This is a genomic window from Ornithinimicrobium avium, assembly GCF_003351765.1.
In the GTDB taxonomy this organism is placed as follows: domain Bacteria; phylum Actinomycetota; class Actinomycetes; order Actinomycetales; family Dermatophilaceae; genus Ornithinicoccus; species Ornithinicoccus avius.
Map to the genome: position 1 here is coordinate 995,160 of NZ_CP031229.1, position 16,360 is coordinate 1,011,519.

Here is a 16,360-nt window from a genome sequence, read left to right on the forward strand (position 1 = left end):
CACCCCGAGGGGCAAGTTGCCCATGGTCAGTGCTCGCCGCGTTGGAGCGCAACCACCTTGGCGCGCGCAGGCGCTGTACCGGGCGGCCTCCGATGTCGTCCGTTTGCTCGCGGGAGCCGAGTGGCTAGGTGACACGGCGGCACGCCAGGCCATTCTCCATCCGCTGGTCAACGTCGCCCGCATGGCGTCCGCAGGCGTGCCCCGCCCAGACCCACCTCTATCCAGCTGGCCGACAGCCGCGCGGAACCTCCTGCACACCTTACGGGCCCTCACCGCGACTGCTTCGGCCAGCGCGGAGGAACAGCCAGCGAGCGCGCCTCTTTGCTACACCTGGCGCCTGTATGAGGCTTGGGTAGCGTCGGAGATCTTGCTTGGGATCGACCGCCGCACGGACACTCGGCGAGACGAACTACTGACGTCGGCGACGGGAGCAGAATGGATCGCCCGGTGGGAGATCCCCGGAGGGGAACTCGTCGCCTGCGCCCAGCTCCGGGTGGCAGGAGACCCGTCTAATGTGGGCGGACGCCTTCGGCACAGCATACGGTCGCTCACAAGCACCCTGGTCCCAGACGTCGGCGTCTTCCTAATGACGGACCACGAGCAACGGATGGTCGTGGTCGATGCCAAGCGTAGGTCCGCGCTAACCATGCGGGCCGACGACGTGGCGGAGGCCTCGAGCAAGTACGTCTGGGGACTGCGTGTGTCGCCGCCCAGTGACGGCGCGCCGCGACTCGCGGTCGACCGAGTCGTGCTCGCAAGCACGGCCCAGACACCGGAGATGTACAGCGACCACAGCAGAATAGAAGGGAGCACTGTCGTACCCGGCCGCAAGTCGGACCTGATGGGCCGCGTTAACCGAGCCTTAGGGCTAGCGCAATGAGCTCTCGGCCACAGACCGTGCGTGGGCGTGGAGCGCCTCAAGAAATCCGTCGGCGAAGCGCAACTTGCTGCGCTCGGCGCGACTGAGGAAGCCGTTGGTTGCCCTCAGAGACAGCGGCTTGAGCGGCAGGTCGAGAAACTTTCTTAATGCGAAAGGCTGGGAGAGCGGCCTCATTCCAACGGGTGCTTTCCGCCGGATTCCCTTCCCACCGTAGCCTGCCAACGGCCAGCGCTTTCCGCTAATGCTAGCGTTCCAATCGCCCTCGACAAGCTGGCCGGGCTCGGCTAGACGGTTGCCGAGCCACTCGCTCATCGGCACGCTGACAGCGTTCCCGACTTGTTTCCACCGGTACCCCAGACGTCTTTCGGTGGATGAGTCGATGTCAGTCCAATCGACAGGGAAACCCTGGAGGCGTTCTCCATCCTCGATATGGGGCGTGCCGACCTCGCCGGTGTTTGGGAACCAAATCGCGGGCGGCGACGGGATCCCGATCGTTGAGCCCCCCTTGATCGTGGGCACGGCATCGTGGACCCAGCCCAACCCTCGCAGCCCCTCGGTCCAGTAGAAGCCGTATCCGCGATCAGGCTCGACCTCGCCGATCGGGTCCTCAAAATCCGCCTCGCCCGACTCGTCGGCGAAGAGGACACGGCGGGGGTCCTCGGTCCGGGACGCGACGAAGAGTACCCGCTGACGCCGCTGCGGCAGCCCGAACGACCTGGCATCCACCACGCGGTAGGCCCATCGGAAGCCCAAGTCCTCCAGAGAATCCACCAAGTAGCGCATCCCATCACCGGCACCGAGGCGGAGCAGGTAGCTGACGTTCTCTAGGACGAGCCAGTTTGGGGAAGATACCCGGAGCAGGCGGAACACTTCGTCTACGAGCCCTGACGCCTCCCCGGTGATGCCAACTTTCCTGCCGGCCTGGCTGATGTCGGTGCAGGGAAATCCGGCGGTCAGGATGTCCACGTCCGGAAGCGACCGGACGGATCGGATGTCCTGGGTGAGTTCCGCCTCGGAGAAGTGCCAGGCCAGCACGGCCCGGGCGCGTTCGTCGATCTCGTTGAGGAATATAGTCCGGTGACCCGCTCGATGAAGCCCCTCCTCGATGCCTCCGATCCCGGCGAAAAGGCCAGCAACGGTCATTGATGTCCCAGTCATCGCAGGAGACTCGCGACTGCTGCGTAGGCAAGGCGGGAGGGGACTGCGTTGCCGATCATCTGTTGCAGAGCGCCGCGCTTCTCGACGGACCTGAAGGTGAACCAGTCGGGGAAGCCTTGGAGCCTGGCCGCCTCGTGAGGGGTGAGAGTCCGTCGCTCCGTCGGGTGAACGAACCGCCCCTGGCCGGTGCTGCCGAAGCCCGAGGTGATCGTGGGCGACGGGCGGTCGCCGTGCATCCGCCCATAAACGGCCACGTAGCTATGCGGCTTGAGACGGTGGCAGTCTGGACGTTGCTCGTTCGGAAGGTCCCACAGGCCGTGGTCAAATAGGTAATTGATGCGTTGGCGGTTAACCGGAGAATGACGGGCGGGCGTGTCGAACGTGCCACCGTCCTCGTGGACCGCTAGGTCACCGATCGCGTCCATAACGGACCGGGCAGGACTTCCGAGGTCGCGTCGGAGCGTTGCGACGCTTGGTGCCCCCATGGGCGAGAGCGTCGCCAGGAGCAGGTGGCGCCGACGGGCCTGCGCGGCGCCGAAGTCGGTGGCGTTGAGCACGGCGGTCTCCACGTAGTACCCCTTGGCCCGCAGGGATTCCATCGTCCGTTGGACGACACCGATCTTGTCGTGCGCCACTCCGGGCACGTTCTCAATCAGGATGTGTTGCGGGTGCACCACCTCAGCGAAACGGGCCATGCGCAGGTATAGCGAGTTGCGTGGGTCAGCCCGTCGCGTGTGGTTGTTGAGATCGCTGTGGCCTTGGCAGGGCGGCCCACCTATCACGAGGTCGAGGCCCGCGAGGCGCTCGGCGAGCCGTCGTTCGTTCGTGGTCGGCACCTCGCCGAGATCACCATCGATCAGCGCTTCGATGCCGTCCGAGTGCAGTTCCGCCTCGGGGAAGTTTTCGCCGAACACCGCAAGGGCGTCCTCATTGTTGTCGGCGGCCAGGACGTGGACTGCCCGATGCCCGGTGGCCCGCGCTGCTTCATGAGCCCCGACGGAAAGCCCGCCGCATCCACTGAAGAGGTCGACCATCGTAATTGGGGTACCGGCAACCTCAACCTTCGCTCTACGTCGCAGCCACAAGTCGTTGAAGAGACTCCCAAGGTTGACGTCGGGTCGGAGTCGATCCAGGCCACTCGCACGCTCGGTGGTTACCACTGCTCGACCGTCCCTTCGGAGGAGCGACCGTCGGACTGTGTCGGCAGAGGCACGAAACGACTCGGCGGGGAGGGGCGTCTCGGCGAGTTCCGAGGGAGCAGATGACATGGTTGTAATTCTAGGCTGTGCGACCGACAGCTTGAGTTCACGACACCAGCCCGGTCCGCAGCGGCACAGTCCAGGACGCACGCCTGCCAGTCTGAGCCCCGGCCTGCCGCTGTACATGGGCATCGGCCCACTCTGACCTGGTCGTCCAGTAGGAGGCGCTTCAGGGCATGCCCATCGTCGCTAGGTAGGTCGTCGTGAGCACCTCGCTCGGGCCGCCTTCGTGGCTGGACGAGGCGCGGGTAGGGACCAGCCCAAGCTCGTCGTCGCAGGGTCACATGGAGGTCACGGTCTAGGAGACCAAGACGCAACCTCTCACGGTTTGGGCGGCTCCTGCTGGCTCCCTCCGTGCTGCTGTCACCGGCGCTCGCGCGGAAATAGTCGAGTGTGCGCACCCGTGAGGCCCCCAGGATGCACGGCTAAGATCGTGCACGTCATACGCGGCCCGACGGGCTTCCTCTCCGGACACGCCCCCACCCGCACGAGTTTCGTGCTGCCTGGGGAGTCCTGTTCGTGTTCCTGCATCGATCGTCCGCGCACGGACTGTCGGTCGCCGAAGCGCAGCTGGCCCAGCACATCGCGGAGCAGATGGCCATCACCACCGGCCGGTCGGCCTCCCCCTCCGAGCGCCGCTCGTGGGAGCGCAGCCTCCCCCGCCTGCGCGCCGACCTCATCGACGCCGGACTCGGCGACGTCGAGATGCTCGTCGAGTACCAGCTGCCGCTCACCAGCAAGCGCGCGGACGTGGTGCTCGCGGGGCAGCATCCCCAGACCGGGCGCGCGTCATACCTCGTGGTCGAGCTCAAGCAGTGGAGCGAGGCCGAGCGCTTCGAGGACAGCGACGTGCTGGTGCGGATCGACTGCTACGGCAACCACCCGGTGCTGCACCCGCTGGAGCAGGTGCGAGGCTACTGCGACTACCTCACCGACTTCGTCGTCACGCTGGCCGAGGACGAGCACGAGCTCGCCGGCACGGCATACCTGCACAACGCGACCAACCTGGCCATCGCGGACCTGCGGGACATGGCCGCCCCCGACCCCACGCGGCCGGCGCGGATGTTCAGCGGACAGGACCGCGGCGAGTTCCTCGACTACCTCCGCAGCCGCTTCGCGCCGGGAGTGCCGGGCGCCGGGTATGCCGACCGACTGCTCGACAGCCGCACCGCCCCCTCCAAGCAGCTGCTGGCGCTGGCGGCGGACGAGGTGCAGCGGCGTGAGCAATTCGTCCTGCTCGACGAGCAGCGCGACGCCTACGAGCTGGTGCTGCACGCCGTCGAGAAGGCGCGGCGGGGCACCAACAAGACCGCGATCGTCGTCAGCGGAGGGCCGGGGAGCGGCAAGAGCGTCATCGCCCTGTCGGTGATAGGCGAGCTGTCCCGCCAGGGGCGTGCCGTCATGCACGCGACCGGCTCGCAGTCGTTCACCAAGACCCTGCGCAAGGTGGCCGCGGCCCGGGCACCGAGGGTGCGCAAGATGTTCAGCTACTTCAACAGCTTCATGGCGGCCGAGCCGAACGAGCTCGAGTGCCTCATCCTCGACGAGGCGCACCGCATCCGGGAGACGTCGGAGTCGCGCTACACCCGCAAGGAGCACCGCACGGGTCGGCCGCAGCTCGACGAGCTGCTCAGCGCCGCGCGGGTGCCGGTCTTCCTCCTCGACCAGAACCAGGTCGTGCGGCCCGGGGAGATGGGGACCGTCCAGGCGATCACCGAGTATGCCGAGTCGCTGGGCATGGACGTGCACGAGATCGACCTCGACGACCAGTTCCGCTGCGGCGGGTCCGCGCTGTATGTCGAGTGGGTCGAGCGGCTGCTCGGGCTCGCGCCCGGCGGGCCGATCGAGTGGGAGGGCGACGGGACGTTCGAGATACATGTCGTGGACTCCCCCGACGAGCTCGAGCACGTGCTGGCATTGCGGCAGGAGGACGGCTACACGGCCCGGATGGCGGCCGGCTACTGCTGGCCGTGGTCGGACCCCGAGCCGGACGGGACTCTCGTGCAGGACGTGCGGATCGGCGACTGGTCGCGGCCGTGGAACCTCAAGGGGGACCGCTCGGTGGGCGGGGCGCCGGCGGCGGCGCTGTGGGCGACCGACCCGGCCGGGTTCGGGCAGGTGGGGTGCATCTACACCGCGCAGGGCTTCGAGTACGACCACGCCGGGATCATCATCGGGCCCGACCTGGTGTGGCGCGACGGGCGGTGGCGTGCGGTGCGCGAGGGCAACCGCGACCCGGTGCTGCGCAACCGCACGAAGGTGCCGGACCGCGACTTCGACCGGCTGGTGCGCAACGTCTACAAGGTGCTGCTGACGCGGGGTATGCAGAGCGCCTGGATCTACTCCACCGACCCGCAGACCAGGGACTTCCTCCGGACGATGGTCCGCGGATAGCGGGCGGCTTGCCGCGCTTGACCACAACCACACACCGACGGATCGACAGGCTTCCGCTGCTGGACACGCCTCCCCCGTGATGAGCACGGAAGGCGCATGCCATGGCGGCATGGCTGCTGACGATCAGCAAGGACTACCCCCAGCACTGGAAGTTTGCGAAAGAGCACGGCCTCTGGGACCTGATCACTCCGCGCGGGATCAAGGCCGGGGACGTCGTCTATTACTGGCAGAGCGGGGCGTCTCTGCTCGGCAAGGTACGGGTGCTCCAGGATGCCTACGAGATCGACGCCGATCAGGTCACGCCAGGCCCGTGGGACGACTGGCCCGGGTCCGACGAGAAACCCTATGTCCAGCGCTTCCCGCTCGAGGTCCTGGCCGGTGAGGCGGCCGAGCAGCCCCGCTGGCACGACGTAGCGGCGGCGACCGGTCTGAGCAAGAACCCCACCTTCGTCCGGACGCTGAAGCCGGAGCAGCAGGCGGTCCTGGACGAGTACCTCGGTGGGGACCCCAACCCACAGCAGTCGCTCAGCGACGCCCAGCGTGAGCACATCTTCGCCACCATGGACGAGGACTTGCGGTCCGCCGAATCCAGATGGTGGCGCTCCGGCAGGGACAGCCGCAGTTCCGCGGAGCACTCCTGGGTGCGTACGGGGGACGGTGTGCGATCACCGGGACCGCGGTCGAGGCAGTACTGGAGGCCGCACACATCTGGCCACACAAGGGCCACCACACCAACGCGGTCTGGAACGGTCTGCTCCTGCGCGCCGACCTGCATGCCCTCTTCGACCTCTTCCAGCTGACCGTCGAGGCAGACAGCCTGAAGGTGCGCGTCTCCCCGGCGCTGCAGGGCACCGAGTATGAGGCCCTCGAGGGCACGGTCCTCACGGTGCCCGCGACGCTGGACGACCAGCCCGCCCGCGAGGCACTCGCCAAGCACAACGAGGACTGCGCTGGTTGGCTGTGGGCATGAATGTCGAACGGCTCCAGGTGCAGCTCCGCGACTTCGCCGAGGAGCGGGACTGGGGGCGGTTTCACACCCCGAAGAATCTGGCGATGGCGCTGTCGGTCGAGGCGTCCGAGCTGCTGGAGATCTTCCAGTGGCTCACGCCCGAGGAGTCCCAGAGGGTGATGGCCGGTCCTCAAGCTGAGGACGTGAAGGATGAGGTCGCCGACATCCTGATCTACCTCCTGCGCCTGACCGACGTGTTGGGAGTGGACCTCGACTCGGTCGTCGCGGCCAAGGTGGCCAGGAATGCGAGTCGGTTCCCTCCCGTCGACGATGGCTGACCACGGCCGTCAGCGGCAGGCCGGCAGCCCTCCTTGAGCCAGATGTGCCCCTGTTTCGTCGAGCCGCCGGCTGCACCAGCCCCAGCCCCGCCGGGACGCCAATGCATCCTCTAGGTGTACCCGGCCATCACGTTGGTGACAGGCGGCTGATCGGTGGGTTGCCTCCGAGTGCGCTGTGGCGACGTTCAGTGTTGTGGTGCTCGAGCCATGGCGCAAGGGCGGCGGCGCGCTGGTCGTTGCTGGTGAAGGCCTGTCGGTAGGCCCACTCGGTGGCCAGGGTGCGGTTGAGGCGCTCGACCTTGCCGTTCTGCCACGGACAGTGCGGCTTGATGAACTGCTGAGTGATGCCCAGGTCAGCGCAGACCTTCTTCATCTCGGCCGAGTGCCGGTAGGCAAAGGCGTTGTCGGTCATGAGCCGCTCGATGCGCGTAATGCCCTTGGCCCGTGAAGTAGGCGGCCGCGCGGGACAGGAACGCCGCGCAGGTCATGCCCTTCTCATCGGGCAGGATCTTTGAGTAGGCCAGCCGGGAGTGGTCGTCGACGGCCGAGTGCACGAAGTCGTACCCGATCCTGACCTTGCGGTCGCGGTGGCCGTCGGCGCGTCCCAGGGCGCGCCACCCGCCGCCGTCAGGGATCCTGCCGAGCTTCTTGACGTCCATGTGCACCAGCTCGCCCGGGCGCTGCCGCTCGTAGCGGACCGCGGTCTGCTTGGAGGAGCGGATCACCTGTCCGGTCATCGGGTCGCACTCGCGTAGGTAGGGCACGTCGTGGCGGCGCAGGATCCGACTGACCGTGCGGGCCGGGACACCTAGCCGAGGGCCCAGGACGTCAGGACCCTCACGATGAGCGGTTCGGGCAGCCAGGACCTTGGTCTCGACCTGCGGGCTGGTCCTGGTCGGTGTGGTGTGCGGGCGTGAGGACCGCGACGCCAGACCGTCCTCACCCTCGACGGCGTACCGCTGGATCCAGGTACGCACGCACTTGCGTGAGACTCCCATCGCGGCGGCGATGTGAGCCTGCTTCCAGCCGGCTTGATGCCGCTGGACGATCAACCGGCGACCATGGACGGTCAGCCGCGCACTACCGTGGGACACGAGAACCTCCGGGTTGGAGTGGGCCTTAGACAAGCCACATCCCACTCGGAGGTTCTCATTCGTTCAGCCAGGCTCGCCGCTACCAACGTCCTGGCCGGGTACATCTAGGGCAGAGCATCCTCGACGGCGACTATGAGCACCTGATGATTGACTGTCTCACCCGCCATATATGGTCTCCGGTAACGCATTGGACGGTCTCGGCGAGGAGACAGATGGGGCAGGTGCAGGCGGGATGAGCACGCCGACGGATCGCAAGGTGACTCCTCTGGAGCTGCTCCGGATGCGGGAGGAGTCCTGGGGGAGCCGACTCTCTCCCATTCGCATCGGCCTCGTCGCTGAGGACGTGACCACCACAACGGCTCACAGCGAGCAGGCACTCCGGTGGCTGGGCGGATTGTGGCACCGGCAGGGGCCGGGGTCGACTCTCCTCCGCCGCTTTCCCGCAGTGCACGTCCTGACGACCACGAGGGTCGCCACCGACCACTATGCAGCCAAATACTGGCCTCAGCTGTGCGAGAGAGCGGGCATCCCCAAGGACCCCTATGTGCAGCACGACTGGGGGACGGCTTACATCCACAACCTGCGCCAGCTGGGCCTGCCGACCTTCGACGACGTCGAGGACAGGGGGTCCAGGTTCGTCGGCCCCATCCTGATGCACAGCGGGGTGCCGACCTACTGTCTGCCCGACCTCTTTCGGCTGGCCAGGGACCGACGACGGATGATGCCCGGGTTGACCCCGGAGGCCTTCGTGGACTGGGCCCGAGAGCGTGCCCGCCAGGACCGCCTGCGCCACATCGACAAGCCTGTCCAACGGTTCCTGCGCTACGGCGGCGAATTTGCTGTCGATGTCGTCGACCGGGTATTCGAACTGCTGGACGTGGTGTCGGCGGGTGGAACCGGGGACGACGTCGAGCTACCCCCACGATTCCGAGCTGCAGCAGTAGCACTGCGCGACGACGGGGAATCCTTGTCCGCACCCTCCGGGACCGCCGGGGAGTTCCTCCCTGTCGCACCACGACGCGCCGCCCTCATGCTCGATCCCTACGGTCGCGGACCCTTCGTGCGGCTCCCGTCGATCCCGGACGCCGACGAGGGCCAGGTGGTCTGGGTCGTCGGCGCCGACGCCGAGGAGGAGCGGGTGCCGTCGCTGGCCTTGATGCCCGGCTACCGCGAACCCACCCCCCAGGTGGACGTTCCGGTCAACCGCCCCGTCCGTCAGCTGACCGCGCGCCTGGAGGGGTCGACCGTCCTGGACCTCACCATCCCGGTCGTGGACAACGACCGTCCCTTGCTCGTCTTCGATGAGGAGGGCGTGCAGATGGGGCTGGGGTCGCCCCTGCGACGAGGTGCGGTGTGGGTCCTACACCCGTGGACGCATCCGCTCGAGGCACCCGCCCCCGACAAGGTCATGACCCGGGCCGCCCTCCCTCCGGGATGGGACGGGTGGGAGCTGGTGCTGCTCGATCTCGACGGCGTCCAGCAGCTGCGGCTGACGGACGGACAGACCGTCGAGGTGCAGGCACGAGCCGTGCCCCGCTTCCACATGCCCGAACCGTTCGCCGGGGCACGGACGATGTCGGGCGACGCGATCTTCGCGCATCTGCCTCAGATCGAGCTGCCCGATCTGGGGGACGACGGACCCGGCTGGTCGGTCTCGCTGGTCGACCACACCGGAGCCGTAGTCGTCCGCCAAGACGTCTCCAGCGAGGCGGACTGCGCCCGGGTCTGGGCCTCGGCCCCGCGGACGTTGTGCGGGGAGGTCCACCTGCGCATCCGGGGACCATGGGGACGCACCGCCAGCAGGCGCTTAACCGTGGTCCAGGGGCTCACGGTGGACTCGGACCCGGCGTGGCGACGGATGACAGGTCAAGGGCTGACGCCGGCAGTCCTCACGCTGTCTGCCTCCCCGGGCATCCGGGTGTCGACCCACCGTCTGGAGCTGGATACCAGGCAGGTCCGCAGGGTGGTCACCGTCTCGACGGGACCCGAGAAGCTCCCCCTCGTAGTCGAACCGGCCCACATGTCGGTGAGTCATCTGACCCCCACGAAGACGGGCCGCGAGTCGGTCACGGCCCTGACCCTCCAGACCGAGGCGGTGCTCGACGATCCGGGTGTGCTCGTGGTCGACACGGGCGCGCAGGCCAGCCCAGTCCTGCATGTGCGCGGCTCCCGGGGCTTCCTCCAGACGGTGGACCCGTCGGCCACCACCGGGGGTTCGACCAACTACCGCTTCGCCCTCGCCCAGATCACCGACACCCTTCGCGCCGAGCAGCAGCTGCGCCTGTCCCTGGACCGCGAAGGGACCCTCACGGTCGCCCATGTCCGCCCCGGTCGACTCTTCTCCACCATCTCGGTCAACGACTCCAAGCTCCTGCTTGCAGGTGCTCCGTCGATCGAAGGCCTGACCGCGATCTGCTACCGCGCGACAGCGCCGTGGACGTCGGCGCAGGTCCTCCCCGTGACCGACGGGACCGCAGAGCTGCCGGAGTCGCTGGTGGGTGTCGGTCCCCTGCTGGTGCACGTACGTGTCGAGGATCCGTGGGTTCCGGAACCGGTCCCCGCATGGCCCGTGGTCGCTCAGTGGGTGGAGCAGCCCGGTCACCTCGATTCGGGGCCCGAGCATGAGGTGCTCCTCTCCGCCTTCCTTGCGGGTGAGGCTCACCTCGACGGATATGACGGCGAGTTCGCCCCCGTCTGGGTCGCCTACGACCGGTTGTGGCAGCTCGGGCTCGGAGACCGCAGTCACAGTGTCGACGAAGAGCTTCGAGGCCTTCTCGTGTCAACGCCGGGGAAATCCACCGCAGCGCTGGCCGAGGCAACCATCGAGCCGGAGCGGGTCCCTCAGCTCCTGGCGCGCACCGGTCTCGTCGCGGCGCCGCTCTCCGATGAGTCGCTCGACCGCGTCCCCGTGAGACAGGCCAACGTGCTCCCTCTAACGTTCCTGGGTGCCTGGTCCGGCGGCGACGACACCGTCGACGCCTTGACCGGGGTCACCGGTGAGGTCGCCCGGGACGTGGCGGGAGGAACCGATCCCCTCGCCGGCGTCGGAGGTTTCGACCAGACCGCCGACGTGCTCGCACGCATGTCTCCCACAGATCGGCACCGGATCTACCGCACGGCGGGCATCGTCCCGACAGGCCTGCTGGACAAGGACAGCCGGGTGCTGGCGGCCGAGTCCGTCCTGGCCGAGCGGGACGGGCGTCACCTGTCCTGGCTGCGGATCAATGCCGGGCGCCTGACGGCCGAGCTGCGCAGGACGTTCCTCGCTCTCGGCGAGGGACAGGCAGTTGCGGCGATGGACGCGCGGAGGCATCCGACGAAACCGCACGGGTGGCGGGCGATCCCCGAGTGGTCCATCGGGATGGCGATGGCGTGCCGGCTGGCGGCCCACCGGGAGGTGACCCTGCCGGTCGTGACATCGGGCCTCCGTGCGTTGAAGGACCTGTCCACAGCCTGTCCCCGACTCGTGACCATCGACCTCGTGCTCGCCGAACTCCTGGTCCGCGACGACCTCACCCGGAAGGCCGCGCCGTGACGACCACCTCCATCGACGCGATCGGAACCGCGAAGGAGATCACCACCAGCTACCGACGCTACCTGCGCTCCCTCCTGGCCGTCCGGGACCCCCAGCTCTCCCGGGCGCTGCGGGACACCATCGATCGGACACCGCTTCTCGACAAGGGCCCCTACCTGGAGGCGACGCCTCCCTACCGGGCCGGGTCGTCACCGGAGGACCTCATCGACGAGGGCGTGCTCGGGCCCGGGTTCCGCGGCTTGGACTCCCCCGCGCTCCCCCTGACCCGGCCTCTCTACGCACACCAGGACGCAGCCCTGCGCAAGGTGCGCGCCGGACGAAACGTCGTCGTGGCGACCGGCACCGGCTCGGGAAAGACGGAGTCGTTCCTCCTGCCCATCCTCGACGACCTCGTGCGCGAGTCCGCGGCCGGCACCCTGGGACCGGGCGTGAGAGCCCTGCTCCTCTACCCGATGAACGCCCTGGCCAACGACCAGCTCAAGCGGCTGCGCCAGCTGCTCGCCGACCGACCCGAGATCACCTTCGGCCGTTACACCGGTGACACCCGGAACAGTGAGCGGGAGGCGCGGGAGAACTTCTCCGTGCTCAACCCCGGGGAGCCCGTCCTGCCCAACGAGCTGCTGAGTCGCGAACGCATGCGGGAGAGCCCGCCCCACATCCTGCTGACGAACTACGCGATGTTGGAGTACCTGCTGCTGCGCCCGCTTGACATGGAGCTGTTCGCCCCCGGCTCCAGCCGGTGGCGATACATCGTGGTCGACGAGGCGCACGTCTACGACGGCACCCAGGGGGCCGAGATCGGCATGCTGCTGCGCCGGCTGAAGGACCGGGTCGCCCCGGGGTCGCCGCTGCAGTGCATCGCCACCTCGGCGACCGTGGGCGGTGACGCGGATCCCTCGGCCGTGACCACGTTCGCCAGCCAGCTGTTCGGCGAGCGGTTCGAGTGGGTCGACGGTGATCCGGAACGCCAGGACCTGATCACCGCCGCCAGGGTCGTGCCCTCGGGAGCCGCATGGGGCCCACTGACCGCAGCGGACTACCGCTCGCTCGCGGCCTCGTCGAACCCTGCTGCCCGGCTCCACGAGCTGGCCCCGGGGGAAGGGACGACCGACCCTGCCGACCTGCTGCGGCGGGAAGCCGGCATGGCCACGTTGCGCACCACCTTGGCGGCCGGGGCGACGACGGTCGAACGCGCAGCCAGCCGGGTGTTCCCCGGACAACCCGACGCCGTCGACGGGCTCGCCGCCCTGGTCACCGTCGGCAGCGCGATGGCCACCGGGGACGGCAGTCCGGTCCTGTCCGCGCGCTACCACCTGTTCCTCCGGTCGACCGAGGGCGCGTTCGCCTGCTTCTCACCCACGGGCCCGCACGTCGAGCTCTCCAGGCACGACGCCTGTCCGACGTGCGCCGCGTCGATGTTCGAGATCGGCTCGTGCAAGCGGTGCGGCGCCGTCCACGTCGTGGGGCGGATCGAGCAGGAGGGTCGGATCAAGAGACTTCGGCCCCGCCACGCCAAGTCCGAGACGAAATGGCTCGTCCTCGACAGCACCGAGACCCTGGTCGACGAGGACGAGGTGGCCGTCGAGAGTCAGGACGTCCCGGTCCAGGGCGACGCCTTCGTGCTCTGCACCACATGCGGTGGGCTGTCACCCACGGGTCACGCCAGCTGCCAGGACAGCAGCTGCGGGGCCAGGACGATCCGTCCCGTCCGCCTGCTGAAGTCCCGGGGCAACGACGGCGTGGCCGGATGCCTGGTCTGCGGTGCACGCGGCGAGGCGACGGTCCGTCTCTTCGAGACGGGTCCTGACGCGTCCAACGCCGTCCTGGCCACGGTCCTCTACCAGCACCTCCCCGGGCAGACGGACGAGTCGGCGGCCGTCCTCCCGGGCGAGGGTCGCAAGCTGCTCATGTTCAGCGACAACCGCCAGTCGGCCGCCTTCTTCGCCCCCTACCTGGAGGACAGCTACCTGCGCCTCCAGCGTCGGCGGCTGATCGCCCAGGGACTGGTGCGGTCAGGTGCCGACGAGGAACCGGTGGCGGTCGACGACCTCATCTTTCAGGTGGGTCGAGAGGGCAAGCGCGCCAACCTCTTCGGCCCAAGGGACACCGCGCAGATGCAGATGCGCCAGGTAGCCCCATGGGTCATGGCCGAGGTCGTGGCCACGGACGACCGGACCTCCCTCGAAGGTCTCGGACTGCTCAGCGTCCGGCTCGCCAGGGACCCGTCTTGGCCCGCACCGGCCCCTCTTCTGCAGCTGGGGCTGGGCGAGGACGAGGCGTGGGACCTCATCGAGGAGCTCCTGCGGACCCTGCGCCAGCAGGGCGTGGTCACCATGCCCGACCTGGTGGCGCCGGACGACGAGGTCTTCGCACCCCGGCTCGGCCCGATCCACGCGCGGCTGGAAGGCCCCACCCCGCGGCGCAAGGTGCTGTCCTGGCTCCCGGGTCGGGGCGCCAACCGACGCGTCGACTTCGTGGGCAAGGTCCTGACCGCGCTCGGCAGCGACCAGGACCCCCTCGACGTCCTCCGGGGTGTGTGGAAGTACGTCCTGGCCGAGAGCACGGCGGTCGACTGGCTCCGGCAGGACACGCTCAAGGGTGTCGGGTCGGTCTCCCAGGTGGACCACGAGCTGCTCAGGCTCGGGTGGGTCGGTCCGGATGCGCCGGTGTGGCGGTGCACGGTATGCCGTCGCACGGCACCGGTCAGCATCCGTGGCGTGTGTCCGGCACTGCGCTGCGCGGGCCGCCTGGAGCCGTTCCACCCCGACCCCGACCAGGACACCGACCACTACCGCCACCTCTACCGGACGATGAGCCCGGTGCCCCTGCGAGCGCTGGAGCACACCGCCCAGTGGCGCACCGAGGAGGCCACGGCAATCCAGAACGACTTCATCAAGGGGAAGGTCAACGCGCTGTCCTGCTCGACCACCTTCGAGCTGGGTGTCGACGTGGGCGAGCTGCAGGCTGTGCTGCTGCGGAACATGCCCCCGTCCACGGCGAACTACGTCCAGCGGGCCGGTCGTGCGGGCCGCCGCGCCGGCGCCGCGGCTCTTGTCGTGACGTTCGCCCAGCGCCGGTCGCACGACCTGACCAAGTACGCCGACCCCTCCTCCATGATGTCGGGCGAGGTCCGTGCCCCCTACGTGCCCCTGGCCAACGTCCGTATCGACCGCCGCCACGCGCACTCGGTGGCGCTCGCCGCCTACTTCCGGGACCTGTTCGAGACCACCGGTCGGCACCTTCGGAAGGTGGAGGAGTTCTTCCTCCCGCCGGAGACCGACCCGGGGGCCCCTCCGCCCGTCGAGGGCGTGGTCGGCTTCCTGTGCCCCGTGCCGGACCACATCGAGGCGTCGCTCCGGCACATCCTGCCGGCAGAGGTGCACGAGGAGTTCGGGCTCTCGGACGGCTCGTGGGTCACCGCCCTCACGGAGCTCCTCTCGGATGTCACCCGGGAGCTCACCCAGGACCTGGGGACGCTGGAGGACCTCGTCTCCGACGCCGTCACCCACAGGCGCTTCGGTCTCGCGAAGGCGTACACGGGTGTCAGCGAAACCTTGCGTCGGCGCGACCTCCTGGGGTTCCTGGCCAACCGCAACGTGCTTCCGAAGTACGGCTTCCCGGTCGACACGGTCGAGCTGAGGACCGGGTTCGGCACCGACGGCTCCGGAGCCAAGCTCGAGCTGACCCGGGACCTGTCCCAGGCGATCTACGAGTACGCCCCCGGTTCCAGCGTGGTCGCCGGTGGCCAGGTCTGGACCTCCCGCGGGCTCTACCGGCTGCCCGGGCGTGATCTGGTCGAGAAGACCTACGCGGTGTGCCACGAGTGCGGCGCCTTCCGGGAGTCCATGGGTGCCGTCGAACCTGTCTGCCCCACGTGCGACACGCCGAGCCGCAGCGCACCCCGGACCTTCACCGTGCCGGAGTTCGGCTTCGTCGCCGACCGGGAGAGCAGCCGACCGGGCGCACGCCCACCCCGGCGTTCCTGGAGCGGCAGCACCTACGTGCTGAAGGAGTCGGACGACGTCCACGAGTCGTCGATCCCGGTCGCAGGCGGCGAGGTGCGGGCACGGTTCGGGCCGCGCGGCCGCCTCGTGAACATCGCCGACGGTCCCGGCCGCGCCGGGTTCTGGGTGTGCGACTGGTGCGGGTATGCCGTGCCCATGGCGCACAGCCCGAAGCCCCCGGACCACGACTCCCTCCGGCGCCGGCAGCCCTGCCACGGACACAGCCGCCGGCTCGACCTCGCCCACAGCTTCGAGACGGACCTGCTGCGGCTCGACCTCGAGCCGTCGGGGATGGCCGGCGACCGTTCGTCCCACCTGTCGACGCTCTACGCGCTGCTGGAGTCCGCCTGCGACACGCTCCAGATCGCCCGGGAGGACCTGGGCGGCACGCTCCTGCCGGTGTCCAAGGGCGCGTGGTCGTTAGTGCTCTACGACACGGTGCCCGGTGGTGCGGGGCATGCTTTGCAGGCGCAGGAGAACCTGGCCCGGATCGTCGACGCCGCACTGACCCGGGTCAGCACCTGCGACTGCGGACCCGAGACCTCGTGCTACGGCTGTCTGCGCAGCTACGGCAACCAGCGCGACCACGACGTGCTGTCACGTGGCCGGGCTCAGACCGTCCTCCAGCTGCTCAGCCCCGCCTGACCGGTAGCTCAGGCGGAGAGATGCTCCGCAGTTCGACGCTTCTGCTCACGCATCCGGTCTCCGCGTCGACGGATCTCCTCGAGCAGCCACTCGAGCAGTGTATG

8 protein-coding genes and 1 pseudogene are annotated in these 16,360 nt (G+C 68.7%); 6 read left to right on the plus strand and 3 right to left on the minus strand.

The genetic code is table 11. From position 1 onward, the window contains the following. Window positions 1–868: 868 nt before the first annotated feature. Complete coding sequence (locus DV701_RS04620; protein WP_114927275.1) at window positions 869–2,038, minus strand: DNA cytosine methyltransferase; 1,170 nt, start codon at window positions 2,036–2,038, stop codon at window positions 869–871. Next, window positions 2,035–3,072, minus strand: a complete 1,038-nt coding sequence (locus tag DV701_RS04625; protein WP_162802804.1) for a DNA cytosine methyltransferase — start codon at window positions 3,070–3,072, stop codon at window positions 2,035–2,037. Before DV701_RS04625 ends, DV701_RS04620 begins: the two co-directional genes overlap by 4 nt. Before the next feature lie 744 nt (window positions 3,073–3,816). Between DV701_RS04625 and DV701_RS04630 the strand changes: the two genes are divergently transcribed. The 4 genes from DV701_RS04630 (at window position 3,817) to DV701_RS04640 (ending at window position 6,978) form a co-directional block, all read left to right on the plus strand. After that, the gene (locus DV701_RS04630) at window positions 3,817–5,691 is read left to right on the plus strand and encodes a DUF2075 domain-containing protein (RefSeq protein ID WP_228255219.1); all 1,875 of its coding nucleotides are present in this window, start codon (window positions 3,817–3,819) and stop codon (window positions 5,689–5,691) included. Window positions 5,692–5,792: 101 nt separating this feature from the next. Continuing rightward, window positions 5,793–6,491 carry a hypothetical protein gene (locus DV701_RS18695; protein WP_228255220.1) on the plus strand — a complete coding sequence of 233 codons (699 nt, stop codon included), beginning with the start codon at window positions 5,793–5,795 and terminating at the stop codon, window positions 6,489–6,491. After that, complete coding sequence (locus tag DV701_RS19330; protein WP_407669362.1) at window positions 6,398–6,661, plus strand: HNH endonuclease; 264 nt, start codon at window positions 6,398–6,400, stop codon at window positions 6,659–6,661. The genes DV701_RS18695 and DV701_RS19330 overlap by 94 nt, the downstream gene beginning before the upstream one ends. Next, window positions 6,658–6,978 carry a nucleotide pyrophosphohydrolase gene (locus DV701_RS04640; protein ID WP_114930753.1) on the plus strand — a complete coding sequence of 107 codons (321 nt, stop codon included), beginning with the start codon at window positions 6,658–6,660 and terminating at the stop codon, window positions 6,976–6,978. The genes DV701_RS19330 and DV701_RS04640 overlap by 4 nt, the downstream gene beginning before the upstream one ends. A 127-nt stretch (window positions 6,979–7,105) precedes the next feature. Here the strand turns inward: DV701_RS04640 and DV701_RS04645 are convergent. Continuing rightward, window positions 7,106–8,072 (minus strand): annotated as a pseudogene (locus tag DV701_RS04645) (IS481 family transposase). Between the two features lie 232 nt (window positions 8,073–8,304). On the opposite strand from DV701_RS04645, the gene DV701_RS04650 reads away from it, so the two are divergent. Beyond that, the gene (locus tag DV701_RS04650) at window positions 8,305–11,607 is read left to right on the plus strand and encodes a hypothetical protein (protein ID WP_114927278.1); all 3,303 of its coding nucleotides are present in this window, start codon (window positions 8,305–8,307) and stop codon (window positions 11,605–11,607) included. Next, a complete protein-coding gene (locus tag DV701_RS04655) occupies window positions 11,604–16,256 on the plus strand; it encodes a DEAD/DEAH box helicase (RefSeq protein WP_202863633.1) in 4,653 nt (1,550 codons plus the stop codon). Before DV701_RS04650 ends, DV701_RS04655 begins: the two co-directional genes overlap by 4 nt. Window positions 16,257–16,360 lie beyond the last annotated feature (104 nt).